This window comes from Ruegeria sp. HKCCD7628 (assembly GCF_057221005.1).
Window position 1 is genome coordinate 266,429 of record NZ_JBWVBA010000002.1, and the last position, 23,072, is coordinate 289,500.

General features: G+C 59.1%; 24 protein-coding genes. 8 read left to right on the top strand and 16 right to left on the bottom strand.

Annotated features, from left to right (window positions below; translation table 11 throughout):
* Nucleotides 1-10 precede the first annotated feature (10 nt).
* From iolD to AC2TAD_RS07785, 5 genes are read left to right on the top strand one after another with little or no spacing between them, the layout of a single operon-like run.
* The gene (iolD, locus tag AC2TAD_RS07765; protein ID WP_480866960.1) at nt 11-1,843 is read left to right on the top strand and encodes a 3D-(3,5/4)-trihydroxycyclohexane-1,2-dione acylhydrolase (decyclizing); all 1,833 of its coding nucleotides are present in this window, start codon (nt 11-13) and stop codon (nt 1,841-1,843) included.
* A complete protein-coding gene (iolE, locus tag AC2TAD_RS07770) occupies nt 1,840-2,739 on the top strand; it encodes a myo-inosose-2 dehydratase (RefSeq protein ID WP_480866962.1) in 900 nt (299 codons plus the stop codon). The genes iolD and iolE overlap by 4 nt, the downstream gene beginning before the upstream one ends.
* A 47-nt stretch (nt 2,740-2,786) precedes the next feature.
* On the top strand, nt 2,787-3,968 hold the full coding sequence (locus AC2TAD_RS07775) for a phytanoyl-CoA dioxygenase family protein (RefSeq protein WP_480866963.1): 1,182 nt from the start codon (nt 2,787-2,789) through the stop codon (nt 3,966-3,968).
* Between the two features lie 48 nt (nt 3,969-4,016).
* The gene (gene iolB, locus AC2TAD_RS07780; RefSeq protein ID WP_480866965.1) at nt 4,017-4,823 is read left to right on the top strand and encodes a 5-deoxy-glucuronate isomerase; all 807 of its coding nucleotides are present in this window, start codon (nt 4,017-4,019) and stop codon (nt 4,821-4,823) included.
* Complete coding sequence (locus tag AC2TAD_RS07785) at nt 4,820-5,578, top strand: SDR family NAD(P)-dependent oxidoreductase (RefSeq protein WP_480866967.1); 759 nt, start codon at nt 4,820-4,822, stop codon at nt 5,576-5,578. The genes iolB and AC2TAD_RS07785 overlap by 4 nt, the downstream gene beginning before the upstream one ends.
* A 58-nt stretch (nt 5,579-5,636) precedes the next feature.
* Here the strand turns inward: AC2TAD_RS07785 and AC2TAD_RS07790 are convergent, their stop codons facing one another.
* The 3 genes from AC2TAD_RS07790 to iolC are packed head-to-tail and all read right to left on the bottom strand — an operon-like array spanning nt 5,637 to nt 8,286.
* The gene (locus AC2TAD_RS07790; RefSeq protein ID WP_480866969.1) at nt 5,637-6,476 is read right to left on the bottom strand and encodes a class II fructose-bisphosphate aldolase; all 840 of its coding nucleotides are present in this window, start codon (nt 6,474-6,476) and stop codon (nt 5,637-5,639) included.
* Nucleotides 6,473-7,309, bottom strand: a complete 837-nt coding sequence (locus AC2TAD_RS07795; RefSeq protein ID WP_480866971.1) for a 5-deoxy-glucuronate isomerase — start codon at nt 7,307-7,309, stop codon at nt 6,473-6,475. The genes AC2TAD_RS07790 and AC2TAD_RS07795 overlap by 4 nt, the downstream gene beginning before the upstream one ends.
* A gap of 8 nt (nt 7,310-7,317) precedes the next feature.
* The gene (iolC, locus tag AC2TAD_RS07800; protein ID WP_480867150.1) at nt 7,318-8,286 is read right to left on the bottom strand and encodes a 5-dehydro-2-deoxygluconokinase; all 969 of its coding nucleotides are present in this window, start codon (nt 8,284-8,286) and stop codon (nt 7,318-7,320) included.
* A gap of 127 nt (nt 8,287-8,413) precedes the next feature.
* On the opposite strand from iolC, the gene AC2TAD_RS07805 reads away from it, so the two are divergent.
* Together AC2TAD_RS07805 and AC2TAD_RS07810 are read left to right on the top strand one after the other, a co-directional pair.
* On the top strand, nt 8,414-9,517 hold the full coding sequence (locus AC2TAD_RS07805) for a Gfo/Idh/MocA family protein (protein ID WP_480866973.1): 1,104 nt from the start codon (nt 8,414-8,416) through the stop codon (nt 9,515-9,517).
* A 36-nt stretch (nt 9,518-9,553) separates the two neighbouring features.
* On the top strand, nt 9,554-10,687 hold the full coding sequence (locus tag AC2TAD_RS07810) for a Gfo/Idh/MocA family protein (protein WP_480866975.1): 1,134 nt from the start codon (nt 9,554-9,556) through the stop codon (nt 10,685-10,687).
* Here AC2TAD_RS07810 and AC2TAD_RS07815 read toward each other — a convergent pair whose 3' ends face one another.
* From AC2TAD_RS07815 to AC2TAD_RS07830, 4 genes are all read right to left on the bottom strand, one after another.
* Entirely contained in the window at nt 10,688-11,686 is a 999-nt protein-coding gene (locus AC2TAD_RS07815) for a LacI family DNA-binding transcriptional regulator (RefSeq protein WP_480866977.1), read from the bottom strand.
* A 281-nt stretch (nt 11,687-11,967) separates the two neighbouring features.
* On the bottom strand, nt 11,968-13,353 hold the full coding sequence (locus AC2TAD_RS07820) for an aldehyde dehydrogenase family protein (RefSeq protein WP_480866979.1): 1,386 nt from the start codon (nt 13,351-13,353) through the stop codon (nt 11,968-11,970).
* On the bottom strand, nt 13,350-15,023 hold the full coding sequence (locus AC2TAD_RS07825; protein WP_480866981.1) for an acetolactate synthase large subunit: 1,674 nt from the start codon (nt 15,021-15,023) through the stop codon (nt 13,350-13,352). The genes AC2TAD_RS07820 and AC2TAD_RS07825 overlap by 4 nt, the downstream gene beginning before the upstream one ends.
* 84 nt (nt 15,024-15,107) lie before the next feature.
* Nucleotides 15,108-16,616 (bottom strand): FMN-binding glutamate synthase family protein, encoded by a 1,509-nt coding sequence (locus AC2TAD_RS07830; RefSeq protein ID WP_480866983.1) that lies wholly within the window; start codon nt 16,614-16,616, stop codon nt 15,108-15,110.
* A gap of 398 nt (nt 16,617-17,014) precedes the next feature.
* Here AC2TAD_RS07830 and AC2TAD_RS07835 point away from each other — a divergent pair, with 398 nt between their 5' ends.
* Complete coding sequence (locus tag AC2TAD_RS07835) at nt 17,015-17,140, top strand: hypothetical protein (RefSeq protein WP_480866984.1); 126 nt, start codon at nt 17,015-17,017, stop codon at nt 17,138-17,140.
* A gap of 119 nt (nt 17,141-17,259) precedes the next feature.
* Here the strand turns inward: AC2TAD_RS07835 and ureG are convergent, their stop codons facing one another.
* The 9 genes from ureG to AC2TAD_RS07880 form a co-directional block, all read right to left on the bottom strand.
* On the bottom strand, nt 17,260-17,919 hold the full coding sequence (gene ureG / locus AC2TAD_RS07840) for an urease accessory protein UreG (protein ID WP_480866986.1): 660 nt from the start codon (nt 17,917-17,919) through the stop codon (nt 17,260-17,262).
* A complete protein-coding gene (locus AC2TAD_RS07845) occupies nt 17,916-18,584 on the bottom strand; it encodes an urease accessory protein UreF (RefSeq protein ID WP_480866987.1) in 669 nt (222 codons plus the stop codon). The genes ureG and AC2TAD_RS07845 overlap by 4 nt, the downstream gene beginning before the upstream one ends.
* Nucleotides 18,550-19,002: an urease accessory protein UreE gene (locus AC2TAD_RS07850; protein WP_480866988.1), complete on the bottom strand. Its 453-nt coding sequence runs from the start codon at nt 19,000-19,002 to the stop codon at nt 18,550-18,552. The genes AC2TAD_RS07845 and AC2TAD_RS07850 overlap by 35 nt, the downstream gene beginning before the upstream one ends.
* Before the next feature lie 28 nt (nt 19,003-19,030).
* Nucleotides 19,031-19,255 (bottom strand): DUF1127 domain-containing protein, encoded by a 225-nt coding sequence (locus AC2TAD_RS07855; protein ID WP_170751626.1) that lies wholly within the window; start codon nt 19,253-19,255, stop codon nt 19,031-19,033.
* A gap of 121 nt (nt 19,256-19,376) precedes the next feature.
* Nucleotides 19,377-21,137, bottom strand: coding sequence for an urease subunit alpha (gene ureC / locus AC2TAD_RS07860; RefSeq protein ID WP_480866990.1), 1,761 nt, complete (start codon nt 21,135-21,137; stop codon nt 19,377-19,379).
* Nucleotides 21,137-21,442, bottom strand: coding sequence for an urease subunit beta (locus AC2TAD_RS07865; RefSeq protein ID WP_170751621.1), 306 nt, complete (start codon nt 21,440-21,442; stop codon nt 21,137-21,139). Before AC2TAD_RS07865 ends, ureC begins: the two co-directional genes overlap by 1 nt.
* Nucleotides 21,439-21,600, bottom strand: a complete 162-nt coding sequence (locus AC2TAD_RS07870) for a peptidase M23 (protein WP_170353404.1) — start codon at nt 21,598-21,600, stop codon at nt 21,439-21,441. The genes AC2TAD_RS07865 and AC2TAD_RS07870 overlap by 4 nt, the downstream gene beginning before the upstream one ends.
* Nucleotides 21,601-21,615: 15 nt before the next feature.
* Nucleotides 21,616-21,918 carry an urease subunit gamma gene (locus tag AC2TAD_RS07875; RefSeq protein WP_152460019.1) on the bottom strand — a complete coding sequence of 101 codons (303 nt, stop codon included), beginning with the start codon at nt 21,916-21,918 and terminating at the stop codon, nt 21,616-21,618.
* A 1-nt stretch (nt 21,919) separates the two neighbouring features.
* Nucleotides 21,920-22,774, bottom strand: a complete 855-nt coding sequence (locus tag AC2TAD_RS07880; protein WP_480866992.1) for an urease accessory protein UreD — start codon at nt 22,772-22,774, stop codon at nt 21,920-21,922.
* Nucleotides 22,775-23,072 lie beyond the last annotated feature (298 nt).

Sequence of the window (23,072 nt, forward strand, 5' to 3'; positions counted from 1 at the left end):
AGGGATCACAATGGGCAAAACAGTCCGACTGACCACAGCGCAAGCTTTGGTGCGCTATCTGGGCGCGCAATTGAACGAGGCTGGAGAGCCGTTTATCGCTGGCGTCTGGGCCATCTTTGGCCATGGGAATGTGGCTGGGCTGGGCGAGGCGCTGCATGCAGTGAAGGACAGCTTGCCCACCTATCGCGGCCATAACGAGCAGACCATGGCCCATTGCGCGATTGCCTATGCCAAGCAAAAGCGGCGGACGCAGACGATGGCGGTGACGTCCTCGATTGGGCCGGGAGCCACAAATATGGTGACGGCGGCCGCGCTGGCCTATGTGAACCGCCTACCGGTCTTGCTGTTGCCCGGCGACGTGTTTGCGACACGCGGGCCTGATCCGGTTCTGCAACAGCCCGAGAATTTCAGCGACGGTACGGTCAGCGCCAATGACTGCTTCCGCCCGGTCAGCCGTTATTTCGACCGGATCACTCGGCCTGAACACCTGCTGACCGCTCTGCCGCGGGCGTTCCGCACCATGACGGACCCCGCCGATTGCGGGCCGGTCACGTTGTCCTTCTGTCAGGACGTGCAGGCCGAAGCTTATGACTATCCCGAAAGCTTCTTTGAGCCCCGCGTCTGGTATCAGCGCCGCATCCGCCCGGATGAAGGTGAGCTGGCCCGCGCAGTGGCAGCGCTCAAGGCGGCCAAACGTCCGGTGATCATCGCGGGGGGCGGCGTGCACTATTCGGATGCGACGGAAGCGTTGCAAAGCTTTGCTGAAATGCACAACATTCCCGTCACCGAAACGCAGGCGGGCAAGTCCGCGTTGGCCTGGGACCATCCGTTGAACCTGGGCCCCGTTGGCGTGACCGGGGGTGAACCGGCCAATGATGTCTGCGCCGAAGCTGATCTGGTTTTGTCAGTAGGGACGCGGTTGCAGGATTTCACAACTGGGTCATGGGGCCTGTTCTCGAACCCGGATCGCGAGATGGTGTGCCTGAACACCAACGCTTATGACGCTGAAAAACACGGCGCGATGCCGCTGCAATCGGACGCGCGCGTGGGTTTGGAGGAGTTGGGCGCGGCTCTGCAAGGCTATCGCGCCGATCCGGTCTCGGACACGCTCAAGGCGGATTGGTATGGAAAGGTCGATAAGCTGACGGATGCGCCCGGCGACGGAAACGCGCTGCCGACGGATATGCAGGTGGTGGGCGCAGTCCAGCGCGCTTCGCATAACGATACGGTGGTGATGTGTGCGGCTGGGACCATGCCGGGTGAACTGCACAAACTGTGGAAAGCCCCGCGCCCTGGTGCATATCACATGGAATACGGCTTCAGCTGCATGGGGTACGAGATCGCGGGCGCCATGGGCATCAAGATGGCCGAGCCCGAGCGCGACGTGATCTGCTTTACCGGCGACGGCACCTATATGATGGCCAATTCCGAGATGGCCTCGGCCGCGATGATGGGCGTCTCGTTCACCGTGGTGATCACCGACAACCGGGGCTTTGGTTGCATCAACCGCCTGCAGATGGGCACCGGCGGGGCCGAGTTTAACAACCTGTTGGACCATGCGGTGCATGAAAACCCGTCCAATATCGACTTTGCCGCTCATGCGGCGGCGATGGGGGCGACCTCGGTCAAGGTCGGCTCGATTGCCGAGCTCGAGGACGCGCTTGCCAAGCGCGCCGATATCAAAGGGCCGTATGTGGTTGTCATCGACACCGATCCCTACCCCTCGACCGAATATGGTGGCACGTGGTGGGAAGTCGCCGTGCCCGAGGTCAGCATCCGCCCCGAGGTGAACGAAAAACGCGCGGCTTACGAGCTGGCGATCAAGGAAAGAAATACCAAATGAGCGTGAAAATCGGAATCTCTCCGATCGCGTGGCAGAATGATGATCTGCCGGATCTGACCGCTGCCTACACCATGGAGCAGGCGCTGAAGGAGTCGCGTGAGATCGGCTATACAGGCGTTGAGCGCGGCCAGCGGATGCCCGGCGATACAGAAGGTTTGCGCGCCTATCTTGAGGCGAATGACACTGCGCTTTGCGGTGGTTGGTGTTCGGGCGCGTCGCTGGTGAATGATTTTGCCACCGAGCGCGAGGCTGTGCGCGAACAGGTCGAACAATTCGTGGCGCTGAACAGTCCCTGTATCGTCTACGCCGAATGCTCGAACACCGTTCAGGGCCAGATCGGAACGCCGGTGAACGGCCGCCCGAAACTGTCGAAGGATGAAGTTCTGGCCTACGCCGCCAAGATCACCGAATTGGCCAAGTGGATGGCCGATCAGGGCATGCCCATGGCCTACCATCATCACATGGGCACGATCATCGAAAGCGAAGACGACGTGAACTGGCTGATGGAGGGGTCGGGCCCCGAGGTTAAGCTGTGCTTTGACACGGGCCACCTGTTGTTTGGGGGCGGCGATGTGATGGCCACTCTGAACCGCTGGGGTGACCGGGTGCATCACGTGCATTTCAAGGATGTCCGCCCGCAGGTCGTTCAGGATACGCGCGAGAACAATCGCAGCTTTCTGGATGCCGTCATTGCTGGCGCCTTCACCGTGCCGGGAGATGGCTGCATCGACTTCCAAGCCGTCGCAAACGCGCTGAAGACGATGGATTACAGCGGCTGGATCGTGGTTGAGGCCGAACAGGATCCAGCCAAAGCGCCACCTTACGAATATTCGAAGAAGGGTTACGAGCACATTGTCGAAGTCTGTGGGGAGGCTGGGCTGACGATCACTGCATAACTCACCGCCCGATGGGCAACACCGAAGCCATGAGAAAGGAGAAAATCATGGTAAGCCAAGAACTTGGATATGTCGGATATTTTGACCGGGAATCCTGTGATCTGGATGAATTCAAGGTGTTGACCTCTCAGGCCCTACAGGCGTCAGCGGTGCCCCATGCGGCGGACATTGAAAAGAACGTACCCGTTTATGACATGAATGCCCTGCGGCCTGCGCTAGAGGAAGGCGCACAGCGTCAAGCTCTGCTTGCGGAATGGGGGCAGGTGTTGAACAGCTCGGCCGGAGTGATCGCGCTGAAAGGCGCTTATGCGGATACCACCGTGATCGACCGGGCGACGGAGGTGTTTCAACAGATCATCGACGAAGAGCGCGAAGATGGGGCAGGCGAAGGCGATCACTTTGCGGCCTCGGGTGCCAATGACCGGGTGTGGAATGCGCTGCAAAAGCAATGCATGAAGGATCCCGAAGGTTTTGCGCTTTACTTCGGCAACACCTCGATTGCGGCCGCGTGTGAGGCCTGGCTGGGTCCGAACTATCAGATGACTGCACAGGTCAATCAGGTCCGCCCCGGCGGCAAGGCACAGCAAGCGCATCGGGACTATCATCTGGGGTTTCAAAGCGCCGAAAGCGCCGCGCGGTATCCGGCCCATGCGCATTTGGTGACGGCGACTCTGACCTTGCAGGGCGCGGTCGCTCATTGCGATATGCCGGTCGAAAGCGGACCGACCAAGCTGTTGCCGTTTTCGCAGCTCTATGCGCCGGGCTATCTGGCGTTTCACGACACGGCCCACCGCGACCATTTCGAAGCAAACTACATCCAGCTGTCGCTGGACAAGGGCGATGCCGTTTTCTTCAACCCGGCGCTGTTTCATGCGGCGGGCGAGAACCGCAGCGCGGATATCAACAGGATGGCAAACCTGCTTCAGGTCTCATCAGCCTTCGGGCGCGCGATGGAGGCCATCGACCGGCGCGCCATGTCGCTGAGGGCGTTCCCGGCGCTGGTGGCGCTGAAGCAGCGTGGCGATCTGTCGGGGCCAGAGCTGGACGCGGCCATCGCGGCCACTGCCGAGGGGTATCCGTTTCCAACCAATCTGGATACAGACCCACCGGTTGGCGGGAACGCCCCCGCCAGTCAAGCCGATATCCTGCGCAGCGCGGTATCCGAAGGGTGGACAGAAGAACAGCTGGCACAGACGCTTGCAGCGCTGGAAACCCGACAGGCAGCATAAGGCAATATCGGGCGGGCGAACATGCCCGCCCAACACGGAGAACACGAGATGGCAGACCTTCTGAAAAAACCCTTCGGTACGCGTGGCAAGGTGCACGATATCACCCCGGCCGATGCCAGTTGGCGCTATGTCGGGTTTGGCCTGTACCATCTGCGCGCGGGCGACACAGCTGCCGAGGTGACTGGCGACCGCGAGGTTATTTTGGTCATGGTAGAAGGCAAGGCGCAGATCACCGGAGCCGGACAGGACTGGGGCGTGCTGGGCGACCGGATGGATGTGTTTGAAAAGACCGCTCCGCATTGCCTCTATTTGCCCAACGGGACCGACTGGCAGGCGGTTGCGGAAACTGACTGCATCATCGCGGTATGCACGGCCCCTGGCAAAGGCGGACATCAAGCGCGTCGTATCGGGCCGGACGGCATTACTTTGACCGAACGGGGCAAGGGGACCAACACACGCTACATCAACAACATCGCGATGGAGGGCGAAGACTACGCCGACAGCCTTCTGGTGACCGAGGTCTTTACGCCCGACGGCAACTGGTCATCCTATCCAAGCCATCGCCATGACGAGGATGATTATCCCCGGATCACCTATTTGGAAGAGACCTATTATCACCGCCTGAACCCCGCCAACGGGTTTGGCATTCAGCGCGTCTATACCGATGACGGTCAGTTGGACGAGACGATGGCCGTATCCGATGGCGATGTTGTGACCGTGCCGCGGGGCCATCACCCTTGCGGCGCGCCCTGTGGGTTTGAGATGTACTATCTGAACGTCATGGCAGGCCCCTTGCGCAAATGGCGGTTTGTCCCGGCCCCCGAGGTCGAATGGATCATGGAGCGAGATAGTTGACCCAAGATTTTGCGAATTACCCCAGTTTGAAAGGCAAAACCGCCGTAATTACCGGCGGCGCCGGTGGTATCGGAGCGCGGACCGTCCGAGCGTTTGCCCAGCAAGGCGCGAAAGTCGGGTTTCTGGATATCAACGCTGATGCCGGGCACGCACTGCTGGCCGAGCTGGAAGGCGAGCACGCATTCGCGCAGTGCGATCTGCGCGACATCGACGCGCTGCGCGACGCACTGGAGCAACTGTCCGAGGAACTGGGCCCGGCGCATGTTCTGGTCAACAATGCGGCCCATGATGATCGCCACGACTGGCGCGAAGTCACACCGGACTATTGGGATGAACGTATGGCGACGAATATCCGCCACATGTTCTTTGCCATTCAGGCTGTTGCGCCCGGTATGATTGCGGCGGGCGGCGGCTCGATCATCAATCTGGGTTCGAATTCCTGGTGGGAATGTGGCGCAGGGTTCCCGGCCTATGCCACGGCGAAATCCGCCGTGCATGGCCTGACCCGCACAATGGCGCGCGAATTGGGCGATCACCGCATACGCGTCAATACCGTCGTTCCCGGCTGGATCATGACCGAGCGCCAAAAGGACCTGTGGGTCACGCCCGAGGCGCTGGCCAAACAGGTCGACCGCCAGTGTTTGCCGGACCCGATTGACCCGGTCTATGTGGCGCGGATGGCGGTTTTTCTGGCCTCAGACGACGCCGCCATGTGCAGCGCGGGGAATTTCATGGTCGAGGGTGGCTCGATCTGACCCTGCTCTTTCGCGGCATCAGGCTTGTCGGGGCCGCGACCGGTTGACCGAGTGTGTCTTACTTCTGCGGTGGTGCCCCAAAAGCGCGGATCACGGCGCGGGCGGCGGCCTCGACCGGGTCTTGCGTTTCTTTCAGGATAGTCACGCGATCAAATCGGTTTGGGTCGCTGTTGACTGCTGCGCGTAGGGCATTCCCAAAGGCCATCCGCAGTTCGGTGCCGATGTTGAACTTGCAGATCGACGTGTCGCGCGACAGCCGCGCGCGCTGTTCCACCGGCACGCCCGAGCCGCCATGGATCACCAAGGGGACCTCGGTCAATGCGTCGATCTCGGCAATGCGGGCCTCGTCCAATCCGCCTTCTTTGTCTTGTTGCAAATGTACATTGCCGACCGAGATCGCCATCGCATCGACACCGCTTTGCCGGGCAAATTGCGCCGCCTCGGCGGGTTCTGTGCCGTTCGATCCTTCCCCGCCGGAATAGCCGACAAACCCGATCTCACCCTCGCAGGAAATTCCTGCCTTATGGGCCATTTCGGCGATGGCGGCGGTCTCGTCAATATTCTGCTGCAGAGGCTTGCGCGACCCGTCGAACATCAACGAGGTAAAGCCGCTGTCCAGCGCGATCTTGCACTCCTCATACGTATAGCCGTGATCCAGATGCGCCACGACAGGGACCGAGGCGTTTTCAGCCAGGTGCCGGAACATTTTTCCCAGAATGGGTAAGGGCGTGTGCTCGCGACAGCTTGGTCCGGCTTGCAGGATGACGGGCGCATTTTCGGCTTCGGCTGCGGCCACATAGGCGCGCATGTCCTCCCAGCCCAGCGCTACCAGCCCGCCAACAGCATAGCCCTGCGCGTAGGCTGGTTGCAGCACATCTTTCAGCGTAACAAGGGTCATTTGAACTTGGCGATCATGTCTTTGATGCCCGGAATCGTTTCGATCTGATAGGCATGGGTGGGTTGGAAGTACTGCACCAGAGACCGTTGGGTCAGGCCACCGAGGATGGTGAAGTAATACATCTCGTACCCTGGCAAGACGCAGCAGGGGTGATACCCGGTGTCTATACAAACAGTCGAGCCATCGACGATGTGATAAGCATCGCCAGGGGCGTTATCTTCGCGCTGTAACATCTGCAGACCCGAGCCCCAGTTGGGTTTGAAGCGGAAATTATAGGTCTCATCATGCCGCGTCTCATCGGGTAGGCGGTTGGTGTCGTGCTTGTGGCTGGGGAACCCTGACCAGCCACCTTGACCAACGGTGAACAACTCACTCACCAGCAGCCGGCCCACTTTGTCGTGCTGCTTTTGACCTAGAATATGTTTGATCTTGCGATGGGTCTTGGTGTCATCGCTGCCATATTGCACAAGGTCATGTTCACGCACGTGGAATGGATCCAGCACCTTGTCGTATTTCGCACCAGCTACAAAGACCTCGGCGGATTCAGATACGCAGACCATTTGCGCTTTGGCACCCACGGGAACATAGGCCCCTTCGGGTTCGCCATCCCAGACGTCTTCGCCCCGGTTTCCCAAAGCGGGGAAGGGGACGCCTTCCACGTCGACATCGACGCTGCCGGTTGCCGGAACAATGCAGGTTTCATATCCGGGTACCTGATATTCGAACGCCTCGCCCTTTTTCAATTTGACGATGTTGAAATAGTTCAACGGCACTGTCGGGTCACCAGTATCCACAATGGGTTTGTTCTGGTTGTCGAATGGGGCAATATGCATGAGACCTCCTAGGTCGTTGGACCGGGATGGGACGCCAAAAACGCATCCAGCTCAGACGTCGTTGGCATGGCTGGAGAGCATCCGGGTTTAGACACGACAATGGACGCACAGGCCGACCCGCGCATCACCGCGTCTTTCAGCGGATACCCTGCCGCGATCGAGGCCAGCAGACCTGCCATAAAGCTGTCGCCAGCGCCCACAGGCTTGATCGCGTCGACAGGGTAGATGCCGGTTTCGATTTCTTGTCCGTTGGCCAGTGTTACTGCGCCTTTTTCACCCATTTTATAGATTACGACGCGCCCCGGTTTCCCAGCCAGTTCTTGCGCTTTGGCAAAGCCCTTTTCTATACCGCCAGCCATGAAGCCGAATTCTTCATCGTTTCCGACAATCAGATCGCTGGCCGCGCCCGCGCGCGACAAAACATCTGCCGCCACTTCCGCAGACGGCCAGCTGTAAGGACGGTAGTCGATGTCGAAAATCACCAGCAATCCGGCCGAGCGGGCGTTTTGAAGGGCGCGGAATGTGGCGCTGCGCGAGGGTTCAGCCGCAAAGACAGTTCCGGCGGACAGTACGGCTGTGAATGAAGTGTAGTCTACTCGGTCGACGTCTTCTTCGGTGACCTGAAAGTCGACCGCTCCGTTCCGGTAAATGACGTTCTGGAAATCCTCGGTCCGGCTTTCATACAGCGCCAGAGAGGTGCGATATTCACCCCCCAGAACGCGGACGTAAGATGTGTCCACTCCGTAATGGGCCAGCCTGTTCATGCAGAACCGCCCTACCGCGTCATCCGAAATCGACGTGACCAAAGATGCCTGACTGCCAAGTTTTACCAGCCCGGCGCAGATATTGGCTGAAGATCCCCCCAAGTCGGCTCCAAAGGCGCCGGCATCTTCGCTTTTGACACCGACAGGATCTGCAAACAGGTCAATGCCCGCGCGCCCGAAAACAGCAAATCGGTTTCCTTTGATCCCATCCATCAGGGTGCTCACGTCGTGTCCTCCGGCGAAATAGGGCGGGCAGGGATGGTTGGTCCTTGCGTTGAATCGATTCACACGATACTCATTTTGCAACCGGTTGCAAATACAATGTTCGGAGCGGTTGCAAGTGCCAGAAATCGGAATTGGAATCGTCGGCGGCGGCTATATGGGCAAGGCTCATTCGGTTGCAATGGCCGCGGTGGGGGCGGTGTTCAACACAGCATTGCGACCCCGACTTGAGGTGATCTGCGCGTCGACGTCGCAGAGCGCAGAGCGGTATCGCGCAGCGTATGGGTTCGCGCGGGCGACCAGCGACTGGCGCGCCTTGGTCGCCGACCCAAAGGTCGAGGCAATCGTGATCGCCTCTCCGCAGTCTACGCATCGCCAAATAGCCGAGGCTGCCATTGCGCTGGGCAAGCCGGTGTTATGCGAAAAGCCTCTGGGCGCTTCACTGGAGGACAGCCGCGCCATGGTGGCAGCCGCTGAAGCGGCCGGCGCAATTAATATGGTTGGGTTCAACTATATTCGAACCCCCGCCAGTCAATACGCACGACAGTTGATTGCCAGCGGCGAGATTGGCGACGTCACCTGGTTTCGAGGGGAACATACCGAGGATTTCTATGCCGACCCTCAGGCCCCAGCGACCTGGCGCACGACGGGCATGGCAAACGGCACTATCGGTGATCTGGCCCCACACATGGTCAATGGTGCGATGGCACTGATCGGGCCTATCACCCAGGTGATGGCAGATGTGGAGACCGTCCACCGCCATCGACCGGGCGGAGAGGTCACGAATGACGACCACGCCCAGATGATGTGCCGGTTCGAAAATGGCGTCATGGGGAACCTCTATTTCAGCCGCGTCGCGACGGGACGGAAGATGGGGTACGCCTATGAGATCTCTGGCACCAAAGGCGCGATCCGCTTTGATCAGGAGGATCAGAATGCCCTGTGGCTGTACCGCCGAGAAGGGCCTGAGGCGTCGCGGGGCTTCACCAAGATCCTGACCGGTCCGGCGCACCCGGACTATGAGCCCTTCTGTCAGGGACCGGGCCATGGCACCGGGTATCAGGACCAAATCATCATCGAAGTGAAGGATTTCCTGCAGGCCATCCATACAGGCCAAAACATCTGGCCGACCTTCCGCGACGGGCATGAGGTGAACCGCGTTCTGGCGGCGGTGCTTGCGTCCTCGGACCAGCGGCAATGGCAGGACGTCAGTGATTTCTGATCGAACAAACGACAAGACAACAGAGAGACTAAGATCATGGCAAAGCTGAAATGGGGCATGATTGGTGGGGGTGAGGGCAGTCAGATCGGGCCCGCGCACCGGTTGGGCGCGCTGGCCGATGGGATGTTTGAATTCACCGCGGGCGCGTTGGACCATCGCCCAGAAGTCGGGCGAGAATATGCGCAGCGTCTGGGCGTGGCGCAGGACCGTGCCTATGGCGACTGGCAAGAAATGTTGGCTGGTGAAAAAGACCGCCCCGACCGCATTGATCTAGTGACGATTGCCACCCCGAACGCGACCCATTTCGAGATCGCCAAAGCCTTTCTCGAGGCCGGTTTCCACGTGCTATGCGAGAAGCCGATGACCATGACCGTGGAAGAGGGCGAAGAGATCGTGCGTGTGGCCGAAGCATCGGGCAAGATCTGCGCGGTGAACTATTGCTATTCCGCCTATCCGATGGTGCGGCAGGCCCGTGCGATGGTGCGGGCGGGCGATATCGGCAAGGTGCGTCTGGTGGTGACGAATTTCAGCCACGGCCACCACGGCGATGCAACTGACGCCGACAATCCCCGCGTGCGTTGGCGCTATGACCCAGCAATGGCGGGCGTCTCTGGTCAATTCGCCGATTGCGGTATCCATGCGCTGCATATGGCGAGCTTCATCAGCGATGACGAGGTCAAGACCCTGTCGGCGGATATGGCCTCGACCATCCCCAGTCGCGAGCTTGAGGATGACGCCATGATCAACTTCCGTACCGAAGGTGGCGCAGTGGGGCGGTTATGGACATCCTCGGTGGCGATTGGTCGGCAGCACGGATTCGACATTCAGGTCTTTGGCGAAACCGGTGGTTTGCGCTGGGCATCCGAGCAGCCCAACCAGCTTGTCTATACCCCGGTGGGAGGGCGCACTCAGATCATCGAAAAAGGGGAAGGTGGTTTGCACGACGACGCGCAGCGCCTGTCACGCGTGGCGATTGCCCACCCCGAAGGCTTCCCTCTGGCCGTGGCGAATATCTATTGCGATCTGGCCGATGCCATTCAGGGAGAGGTTCGAGATGGTCTGCCGACCCCTGCCGACGGCGTCCGATCCATCGCAGCCGTTCACGCAGCGGTGGCGTCATCCAAAAAAGATGGTGCCTGGACCGACGCGCGCCCACCGATGTTTCGCTGATTAGGGGTAGGGGCGCAATGTGCCCCGCTCAATCACCCGACAGGGAAAGATGCGGGCCTCGGGGTAGCGGTCGGGGTCTTTCAACATCTCTTCCACAAGATCGACCGACGCCGTGATGATCTGCTTGATCGGCTGGTGAATTGTCGTGAGGTCAACGCTTTCCCAACGCGACATCTCCATGTCGTTCAGGCCGATGATTCCGATATCATGACCCGGCTTTATCCCGTGATCGCTCAAGGCTGACAATGCGCCGATTGACAAAATATCGTCGCCACAAAAATACCCTTCGGCAGGGGTATCCGCCAACAGACGCAGCATTTCGGCGCGACCTGCCTCGAACGAATAGGCCCCCGCGAAGGAATGCGAAACGTTCAGGCCGGGGTGTTTTTCGACCTCTTCCATGAAGCCGCGATAGCGGTCCATGGCAGAGGTCGCATCTTTGGGACCGCCCAGATAACCGATGCGTCTGTACCCTCTTGCAAGCAATTCTCGTGCAGCCATGCGCCCGCATTCCACGTTGTCGATCCCCACCACGTGAACCTCGGGCGACGTGGCAGAACGCCCGAATGTATGCACCACGGGAACGCCTGCATCGTGGAACGCCTTGGCAAAACTTGGCGGCAACGTCGAAGAAGCCACGATGGCCGCATCGACCGAGTATTGCCGCAACATCCTGATAGAGTTTGCGGGCTGAACTTCGTCCGTCAGGTTGACGATCAGGGGCCGCAGGCCGCGTTCCTGAAGGGTGCGGGTGAACAGATCAAACACCTCAAGGAATATGGGGTTGTGAAAGTTGTTCGAGATCAGGCCGATCAGTTTGGTTCGCCCCGTTGTCAGTGACGACGCCAAAGCATTTGGGCTGTAGCCTAGTTCGGCAGCGGCCTTTTCGACTTTGCTGCGGGTTTTGGCTGAAACCGAGGCGCCTTCGGTAAAGGTGCGCGACACAGCAGACCGCGAAACTCCGGCCAGCGCCGCGACATCTTTCAGTGTGACACTCATGATGTGGGCCTAATCGGTTTTAGGGAAGAAATTGGTGCGGTCATAAGGAAATACTACGCAAAATTGCACCGTGGTTGCAATCGGTTGCAACGGCATCGTTGCGGCAAGAGCAAAGAAAACTGGGTCTGTATGCGAAAACTTGGTCGACCCCAAGGTTAGCAGAAACAGGTATCATCGACACAAAAGGCACTTTCGGCTGCATCAGACAGAAAAGTTGCGGCCTGATCTTTCCTGACGCATCAGGCAAAACAACGGGCAGCTGCTCACGCTAGTCAATGTCCTCAAAGCTTGATTACAGCCATCTTGTCCTGAGTCATGTCATGCATCGTATAGCCGATGCCGCCTGTGTTGTATCCCGATTGCCTCCGTCCCGCGAAGGGCATCCAATCGACCCGGAATGCCGAGTGATCGTTCACCATAACGGCGGTTGCATCCAGATGTCTGATGGCTTGCATGGCCGAGTCCAGAGCTTTGGTGAAGACAGCCGCCTGAAACGCGAAAGGCAGGCTGTTGGCGGCGGAGAACGCATCCTCGACCCTGTCGTAGCTATAGACGCAGACCACGGGTCCAAAGACTTCGGATGTTGAAACCCGAGCGTCGGCGGGTGGGTTCAGCAGGACGGTGGGCGCATATGTAGTCGGGCCCAGCTTTCGTCCGCCAGTCAGCAAGGTTGCGCCACCCTCAACGGCCTCGTCCACCCATTCGGCAACGCGATCAACTTCACCTGGGCGGATCAGGGGACCGCATTCGGTATCTTCCTGACGCGCATCGCCAACCTTAAGTGCGGACGCCGCCTTGGCCAGCTTTTGTGCAATGTCCTTTGCGATGCCCGTGGGCGCGAAAACGCGCTGGACCGAGACGCAGACCTGCCCGGAATGATAGAACCCGCCTTTGGTCACGAGTGGGATCATTCCCTCAATATCGGCGCTTTCATCCACGATCACGGGTGCGGCCCCGCCATGTTCCAGCGCACATCGCACTCCGGGGGCCAGCTTGGACCTCAGCATCCAACCCACCTTGGCCGAGCCGATGAAAGAAAAGAACCCAACGCGCGTATCGGTGATCATCTGCTCGGCCACGTCGTTGTGGCAAATCGCGAGGTGGCACCAATTCTCAGGTAAACCGGCCTCATGCAGAATTTCGACAAATGCCTTGCAGGACAGTGGCGTATCCAAAGCGGGTTTGACGATCACCGGGCAACCTGTAGCCACTGCGGGGGCGACTTGGTGAACGATCAGGTTGAGCGGATGGTTGAACGCGCTGGCCGCGACAACCACGCCTGTCGGTTCGCGCTGTGTAAAGGCGACCCGACCCGAGCCCGCCGCTGTCAGGTCCATCGGGATTTCTTTGCCAGCCATATGGCCAATCTCGTGGACGCACAGCTCGACCCCGTCGATTGCGCGGGTCACTTCAATGCGCGCGTCGACCAAAGGCTTGCCACCTTCACTGGCGATCAGCATCGCCAGTTCGTCGGCCCTTTCGGACATGATACGGGCTGTGTTTTTCAGGATCTCGATCCGCTGAAAGGCTGGCAACCACGCGTCGCGCGACCGGTGCAAACCATGGGCCACGTCCAACATGGAATCCACATCATCCCACGTGTTAATCGCAACACTACCGATCTTCTCAAGATCAAAAGGGTTGAGAACGTCCAGAGTGTCGCTCATATCAGGCACACCTTTGCAGCCAGTTCATCAATCAGCACACGCTGGTTTTCGCTGTAGTCCACCGGCAGGTCAATCAGGTGAACGCCGCCCGCCTGGAACGCCTTTTCGAAGGTTGGGACCAGATCCTCGGTACGTGCGACTCGATGGCCGGTCGCGCCGTAACTGTTCGCGTATTGCACGAAATCGGGGTTGTTGAATTCCAGCCCCCAGTCGTCGAACCCCGCATGTGACTGCTTCCACCGGATCATCCCGTATGAGCTGTCATTTAAAACGGTCACAACCAGATTGAGGCCAAGTCGAACCGCGGTCTCAATTTCTTGACTGTTCATCATGAACCCGCCATCGCCACAGATCGCCATGACCCTGCGGTCGGGGTGAAGCTTGGCCGCCATCATGGCCGAAGGCAACCCGGCCCCCATGGTGGCCAGAGCATTATCCAGCAGGACGGTATTGGGCTGATAGGCAAGATAGTTTCGCGCGTACCAGATTTTATAGATGCCGTTGTCCAGCGCAATGATATCGCAATCGTCCATCACTTTGCGGGTATCGGCTACAAAACGCTGTGGGATTACGGGGAAACGTGGGTCATCGGCACCTTCAGATGTATGCTGGTCGGTCTCTTGCTTGACGCGCTGGAAATAGCTTCGGTCGAAATCTAGCGGGCCGCCCAGTTTATCACCCAGCCGTGCGATGGATTGTGCCAAATCACCGACGACTTCGACCTGCGGGAAATAGACCTGATCGACCTGCGCGGCCTTGTAATTCACATGGATCACCTTGGTGCCGCCTTCCTCCATGAAGAAGGGCGGTTTTTCGACCACGTCATGGCCTACATTGATGATCAGATCGGCCCGTTCGATGGCGCAATGCAGGTAATCGCCATCTGACAGCGCAGCCGTCCCAAGAAACAGGTCGGATCGTTCATCCACCACGCCCTTGCCCATCTGCGTGTTGAAGAAGGGGATCTGCGTGTCTTCGACAAATTTGCTTAGCGCGCTGCGAGCGTGCTTGCGGTTGGCTCCGGCGCCCAGCAACAACAGAGGCATTTTCGCCGACCGGATCATTTCAGCGGCTTCGTTCAGGACCGTGTCGCCCGCGACAGCGTAGTGGCGCGGATGCGGCTCGAGCACATGTTCCGTTGTGTCTTCAGCAGCGATATCTTCCGGCAATTCAAGCAGGACCGCGCCAGGGCGTTCCTCTTGTGCGACGCGGAACGCCTCGCGGATCAGGGACGGGATGGTGTTGCCGTGAACGATCTGCTTGGACATCTTGCAGATCGGGTCGAACAGACCGACCACATCAATGATCTGAAATTGGCCCTGTTTCGACTTCTTGATGGGCTTTTGGCCTGTGATCATGATCAGAGGCATGCCGCCCAGATGCGCATAAGCGGCAGGAGTCGCAAAGTTGGTGGCCCCTGGCCCCAGTGTTGCCATGCAAACTCCCGCCTTGCCGGTCAAGCGCCCGTAGGTCGCCGCCATGAATGCCGCGCCCTGTTCATGGCGGGTCAGGACCAGCTCGATCCTTGAGGTCCGCAAGGATTCCAGCACATCCAGGTTTTCCTCACCCGGTACGGCAAAGATATACTCGACCCCTTCGGCCTCAAGCGCTGCGACGAGCAGATCAGAGGCTTTTGTGACAGACGGTGCGTTTTGCGAATGATCGGACATGATGTCTCCTGATAGCGCACCGGATCCGCGCACGAATCCGGCGGTGGCAAAGGTCACAATTGAACTGAGATGAATGGTGCGATGTTATTCCGCTGCTTGCAATTGCGCAGGTTCGGGATACAGCTCGTGCATCGAAACGGATCGGCCATTGTCCAACACGATACGCGCGTGGTGACGCTTCAGCTGGCGCGGTTCGGCCACACCGCAGCTGTGGGCGATTATGCCAACCTCTTTCTTCATGTTCCGGGCATAGCTTGCCACACGTTCCGATTTACTGATTGGATCAAGGCCGAACTGCAGCTTGGTATTATGCGTGGTGATTCCGGTCGGGCAGGTATTCTTGTTGCACTGCAACGCTTGAATGCAGCCCAGTGCAAACATGAACCCACGCGCTGAATTCACAAAATCCGCACCCGCGCAAAAGGCCCACGCCACCTCGGACGGGTTGATCATCTTGCCGCTTGCGCAAACCTTGACCCTGTCGCGAAGCCCGTATTTCTTTAGCATATCTACAGTCAGAGGCAGGCTTTCGCGCAGTGGCATCCCCATGTTGTCAATCAGGCTCATCGGGGCCGCACCGGTACCGCCATCCGAGCTGTCGATGGTCACAAAATCCGGCGCGCTTTCTGGCCCACGTTTCAAAATCTCTGCGCACAGATCGTCAAAGAACCCATATGAACCGATCACCGCTTTGAAGCCGACCGGCTTGCCGGTGATATCACGCACATAGGCGATCATATCGAGCAAATCGCCGACGCTGTCGATCTCGGGGTGACGGTTGGGGCTGATGGCGTCTTCACCAACTTTCAGTCCTCGGATTTCGGCGATGTCCTCGGTCACTTTGGCGCCGGGAAGGATGCCACCTTTGCCGGGTTTGGCGCCTTGGCTCAGCTTGATTTCAAACATCTTCACCGCATCATGGGCCGCGACAGTGCGCAACTTGTCCTCGTCAAACCCGCCTTCGGGTTTGCGCACCCCGAACTTGCCCGTGCCGATCTGGAACACGACATCCGCACCGCTTTCCAGATGATAAGGCGATAGACCGCCCTCGCCGGTATTGATCCACATGCCCGCTTTCTTCGCCCCTTGGGACAGCGCCCGCACGGCTGGGATCGAGATCGCGCCATAGCTCATGCCGGAAATGTTGAACATTGAATCCGTCGTATAGGGGTGGCGTGCAAAGGGGCCAACTGTAACATCCGATGGTCCTTGCGCATCCTGTTCCAGTGTCGGGAAGGGGCAGTTGGCGAAATATACGGTACCCGTGGGGCGTAGATCCCGTGTCGAGCCAAATGCGACGGTAGAATCCACGTTCTTCGCAGCCCGGTAAACCCAGGATCGTTCCGCCCGGTTGAATGGCATTTCCTCGCGGTCCTGGGCAAAGAAATACTGACGGAAGAATTCCCCCATATGTTCAAAGAAATACCTGAACCGGGCCACAACCGGATAGTTCCTTCGCAGTGTACTTTCCGTTTGTGTCTTGTCCCGAAAGTAGGCGACGACAACCCATAAAATCGCAAGTCCGACAGCAAAGACAAAAACCAAGGACAGGATTTCCAAAACGCTGAAGAGGGACGTTGATAATTGCGACATGGCTTGGCTCGTCTGTTGTGATCGACCAAAATTCGCAAGGATCAAGCGGACTTCTAAGTCGAAGAATAATGATGCAACCTAGATTGGGAGTTCCGAGTCTTTGTTCCAGCAGCAATCACGATTTTGCTAATAAGCGTCAACAAAGCCGTGATGGCGAAAGCCTGTTCACTTTTATATTGGCCTCTGTTTCCCAGAACACTTTTGTTTTTTCTTAGCTGATGAGCCGTGCACACACATCTTTGCGGATTAGTACTCAAAGCTTAAGCTCCGCAGGCTCTGCCGGATCGTGTGTGCTCACAGAGCGGTCACACAGGTTTGACCCGCTGTCGTACCGCGCTGTGTTAGGCAAAAGCACTCACACTTTTTATGTCCACGTCCTCAACGCAAAGGCCACCAAAATGATCCGAGCCGTCCTCATCACTGCCAGCATACTCTTTGTGGCCGCCTGCGAAGGTCCAAGCGGCGGCAGCGCAGAAAATCAAACGCAAGAGTTCGAAGAGAGCTTTCGCAATCAGGGCAGCTGATGCTCCAACGTCGGGCTGAATTCGTTTCGGCCCGACGTTTTTGGGGCAGACGCCGCAAGACTGGTAGAACAATAGGTTTTGAAACCGCGCACCTGTCGTGCGTTTTGCAGTATCAGAGGTTACGCATTCTGAACCACGGGTTGTTGGGCATCTGAGCTTGATGACAGGTTCAATCCACCTATCTGCGCCAGCAGGTCCACAATCCTGTCGACGCTCTGTCTATGTTTCAGAGATGCAAAGACAAACGGCCGCCCGTTGCGCATCCTCGTCGCGTCGCGGTCCATGACGTCCAGCGATGCACCGACATGGGGCGCAAGGTCGGTTTTGTTGATGATCAGGATGTCGGATTTGGTGATCGCGGGGCCACCCTTTCTGGGGATTTCTTCGCCAGCAGCCACGTCAATCACATAGAGCGTCACATCCGCCAATTCCGGACTGAAGGTGGCAGATAGGTTGTCGCCGCCGCTTTCGATCAGAACAACGTCGACATCGGGGTGCCGGGCCTGCATTTCAGCCACGGCCGCAAGGTTGATCGAGGCGTCCTCGCGGATCGCCGTATGCGGGCAGCCACCGGTTTCGACACCGATGATCCTGTCTTGGGGCAGAATCTGCATCCGCATCAGGGCCTCGGCGTCTTCACGGGTGTAGATATCGTTGGTAATTACACCGATCGAAAGACGGTCGCGCAGTGCCTCAGACAGTGCTGCGGTCAGCGTGGTTTTGCCAGCGCCGACAGGGCCGCCAATGCCCACGCGCAGAGGGCCGTTCATGTTGGTCATGTTCGGAACATCCTTGAATATTGGGTTTCATGTTTCATCGACGCAATGTCCGACAGGAAAGCTGTGGACGTCAGATCGTCCAGTGTCGCATCCAGAGCGTCCGTTGCCACGTGCTGACATAACGGGGTCAGATCTCGGATCAGGCGTTGGCCTTCGGTTTGGCCCAAGGGCACCAGACGCATTGCGCATGCGACCAGATTGGACATGAAGGCTTGCAGATACATCTGTGCCGTCAGCGGCAGAGGCAGGCCGTTCAGTTTTGCGGCATAGCCCAGAGCCACGGGATAGGTCAGGGATCGCAGGTCAACTGACCATACTTCTGCCGTGACAGTGCTGAACGCTTCCCCCAAAAGGCGCGTTTCCATCAAACGCTCGGACGAGGGGCAAAAAGCGCGCGCCATCCTGTTGATTTCAGCAGTCGCATCCGCCGACCCAGCGTGGGCAGCGGCCAGAAAGATGCAATCGGCGCGCCCTGAGCCGTGCTGGATCACATCGGCTATCCACTCCCCTGTTTCGGCGGCCGAGGAAACGCTGCTACTTTCAATGGCCCATTCCAGACCGTGGGAATAGGCGAAGCCGCCCACAGGGTATGCGGGCGACAGCCATTGCGTCAGCGTCAGGATATCGGCGTCAGTGGGCGTGGCCATGGGTCCTGCCGTGGCCATAGGCGCCACCTTCGGGGGTGAAAGGCTCGCGGATTTCGCGCACAGTTGCCCCCAGTTTCAACAGCATGTCGCGGATGACGTGATCGACCTGTATCAGAATGCGATCCGGCTCGACCTGACACGGTGTGTGGCGGTTGCCGATATGCCACGCGATGCGGGTGAGATCGTCGGATGTGACCTCAAGCAGCGCTTCAGGCGCTGCCTGAATGAGAACCTCGCGCCCGTCTTCCAGAACCAATGCGCCGCCATGGTCCAGTGATGTGGTCTGGGACAAATCAATAAGGATTTGTTCGCCGCTGTCGCAGGTCAGAACTTTACGACGCAGAAAACGGTCCTCGTAGGTAAGCGACAGGTGATCCGCGGGATCACCGTGCGTATGGTCACTGTATCGACGAGCAGTGCAGAGCAGGGCGGTCATAGTTTGGCCCCCTCTGCAGCGCGTGCGGTCAGAGCCAGATCGAGTCCGCAAACACCCTGTGAACGATCCGGTCGCGGGTCAGGCCGCGTTTGTGCAGTTCCTCGTCGCTGAGCGATTGTAGGAACTCGACTTGCCGAACCCGTGTCTGAGCTTCGGCCATGCGGAACAGCATGGAATTGACGCGTGTTGCGAAGTTTGCGATCAGCCCGAATAGCGAGAACCGCGTCGGGGTATGAGTTGCTGAATGTGCCATTTGGACCCTCGTTTCCGTTGGTCCTCCCATGAGCTTGAAAATGTGTCATGTCAGCCTCATTGAGTAGTGGGTTTTTGGTCATGGCCGCGTTGCAAATGCAGCAACGCAGCACAATTTTTGGTCAAAACATAAAGTAACGCTGGGCCATCGGCAGAACTTCGGCCGGTTGGCAGGTCAGCAATTCGCCATCGGCGCGGACCTCATAGGTTTCGGGGTTAACCTCCACCTGCGGCGTTGCGTTGTTCAGCAGTAGGTCGCGCTTGCCGATGTTGCGGGTGTTTTCGACGGCAACGGTTTGCTTGGCCAGTCCCAGTGTATCACCAATCCCCGCAGCCTGCGCCGCGCCCGAGACGAATGTGATCGCCGAATGCTCGACCGAGCGCCCATAGGCCCCGAACATAGGCCGACTATAGACCGGCTGCGGTGTCGGGATCGAGGCATTCGGGTCACCCATCTGCGCGCAGGCAATGGTGCCGCCCAGCAGAACCATCTCGGGTTTGACCCCAAAAAAGGCGGGGTTCCACAGCACCAGATCGGCGCGTTTGCCTTCTTCGATACTGCCAATCTGATGGCTCAGCCCGTGGGCAATTGCCGGGTTGATCGTGTATTTGGCGATATAGCGGCGCACGCGCATATTGTCGTTCTCGCCGTTCTCCTCGGGCAGGCGACCGCGCTGTTTCTTCATCTTATCGGCGGTTTGCCATGTGCGGATCAGAACCTCTCCGACCCGACCCATGGCCTGACTGTCGGACGCGATGATGCTGAAGGCACCCATATCGTGCAGGATATCCTCGGCGGCAATCGTCTCACGCCGGATGCGGCTTTCGGCAAAGGCCACGTCCTCAGGGATGGATTTGTCGAGGTGGTGGCACACCATCAGCATATCCAGATGCTCCTCAACCGTGTTCACGGTGAAGGGGCGCGTCGGGTTGGTCGAGGACGGCAGAACGTGGTTCTCGCCACAGATCTTGATGATGTCCGGGGCATGGCCGCCGCCTGCGCCCTCGGTGTGGAAGGCATGGATCGTACGGCCCTTCATGGCGCCCACGGTGTTCTCGACAAAGCCGGATTCGTTCAGCGTGTCAGTGTGGATCATCACCTGCACGTCCATCGCATCGGCCACCGTCAGGCAGCAGTCGATGGCGGCAGGGGTTGTGCCCCAATCCTCGTGCAGTTTCAGAGCACAGGCCCCCGCGTTGACTTGTTCTTCCAGCGCGGCGGGCAGCGAGGCGTTGCCCTTACCCGCAAAAGCCAGATTCATCGGAAACGCGTCGGCGGCCTGCAGCATCCGCCCGATATGCCAGGGGCCAGGTGTGCAGGTGGTGGCCAACGTCCCATGGGCCGGGCCAGTGCCGCCGCCCAGCATGGTGGTCAGGCCGGAATGCAGCGCATCTTCGATCTGTTGCGGGCATATGAAATGGATATGGCTGTCGAACCCGCCGGCGGTCAGGATACGCCCTTCTCCCGCGATGGCCTCGGTGCCGGGACCGATGATGATGTCAACACCGGGCTGCGTGTCGGGATTGCCGGCCTTGCCGATCTTGGCGATGCGTCCGTCTTTCAGACCCACATCCGCCTTGTAGATGCCCGAGTGATCCACGATCAGCGCGTTGGTGATGACCGTGTCCACGGCCCCCTCGGCCCGCGTGGCCTGAGATTGCCCCATCCCGTCGCGGATCACCTTGCCGCCGCCGAATTTGACCTCTTCGCCGTAAAGCAACGCGTTGTCTCCGGTCCCCCCGGTTGCAGCCGCGCCCGCACGTTCTGCGGTCAGGTCGCGTTCCACCTCGATCACCAGATCGGTATCGGCCAGCCGCAGCTTGTCGCCGGTGGTCGGGCCGAACATTGCGGCGTAGTCAGAGCGTTTGATTGTTGCTGGCATCAGAGTGACCCCATGACCTTCTGGTTGAACCCGTAAACCTTGCGTGCCCCTCCGATGGGGATCAGCGAGACCTCGCGCGCCTGACCGGGTTCGAACCGAACGGCGGTGCCCGGCGCGATGTCCAGACGCAGGCCATGTGCGGCGGCGCGGTCGAAATCCAGTGACGGGTTGGTTTCGGCGAAATGATAGTGCGAGCCGACCTGAACCGGGCGGTCGCCGGTATTGGCGACCATGAGGGTGATCGCCTCGGCATTCGCGTTCAGGGTGATCTCACCCTCGGCTGGGAACAGCTCTCCGGGGATCATTTGTTTAGCTTTACCATCAATGCGACGGCGGCCAGCGCGACAACCGCCAGACCGACGCCCAAAGTGGCATAGTCTGTTCCATGCGCGTGGACATGTGTGCCGTTGTGGGCCGCAGCGGGGCCAGCAAGGATCAGGGCGGGGAAGAGCATACGGGTCATATCAGTTTTCCTTTGTTAGCGAATAGGGTTGTGGACGGTCACCAGTTTGGTGCCATCAGGGAAGGTGGCTTCGACCTGAACTTCGTGGATCATCTCGGGTACGCCTTCCATGCATTGCGCGCGGGTGATCACTTCGGCCCCGGCTTGCATCATGTCAGCCACCGATCGGCCGTCACGCGCACCTTCGACCACCGCGTCGGTGATCAGGGCGATCGCCTCGGGGTGGTTCAGCTTGACGCCGCGGGCCAGCCGTTTGCGGGCGACCTCGGCGGCCATGGCGACCAGCAGTTTGTCTTTTTCTCGGGGGGTCAGGTTCATGTCAGATCATCCAGCATCGGGGAAGCGTGTCATTGTTCAGCCGCCGTAGCATCGGCATCAGCGTGCGGCGGAGGGCAAAGCTGTTCTCGGCCAGCACCCGGATCACCAGCAGATCGTCCTGGATCAGCGAGGCTCCGGCGGTGTCGGGCAGCATGTCGCGGATGGGGCCCAGTTGGCCCTCGGCGGTGCGTGATACAAAAGCGACCAGTGCCATCGCACCGGCACCGCCTGCGATATGCGGTTTGGCGAGATGGGCGTGCAGATCACCTGTGAATTGCATCGCGTCGAGAAACAGGGGGGTGCCATTGCGCAGGATCTCGATCCGGTCGCGCAGGCGGATATCAGTCAGGGTCTCACCCATGGCCACGCGGCCAAAGACCAGCGGTTCTACCATCAGTGCAGTGGCATCCGGGGCGAGGTCTATCTGCAGCCGACGATCCAGCGCGCTGCCGTCGAACAGGATGGTTTCCTGAGGCAGCCAATTCAGCCGCGCGCCCGAAGCGACGTTCAGGTGGTTCACGATCTGACCCGAGGGGCCGGGTTTGGCTTTGTACGCGCGTTCGCAGGCTTGAGTGGTTAGCGTCAGGGTCGTGTCTTTGCCCGCGTGGCCGGTAAAGCGGAACGTGTCGCCTCCGGTGATCCCGCCAGCGGTGTTCAGCAGCACCGCGTCCAGCGCGTCACCATCGGTGCGCGGGAACAGGCATTTGAAAGAGCCTGACTGCCGGAACCCATCCAGAACCGAGGTTTTGCCCAATCGTTTGGCACTCAGCCGAATCGCACCCTGTGCGCGCGGCGGTTGCGCGGCCTGCGTGGGCAATATCGAGGCATGATGTGTAATGGGGCACCTGCGGATCACGTTGTTCTGCCGCCTGTTTCACCGTTTGGGCGTCGGAACTCTATTCTTCCGTGTCGGATTTGGGTGGTGTTTCGGTGTGGCGGATTAATTTTTAGGCGATCACGTTAAAGACTGCCTTAAAATTAAACAAACACGACGGATCGAGGGAAATGATCTGTCAACCATTTGCTAAATTCTCTGCGATGCAGAAACCGTATGGGTGCCCGCCACGGGGACGATCCCTGGGGGTGTGTGACGGCTGCGCGAATTGGACCTCGGACACAACCGCCACACGGAACGCAACAACAGTTGCGGGGAT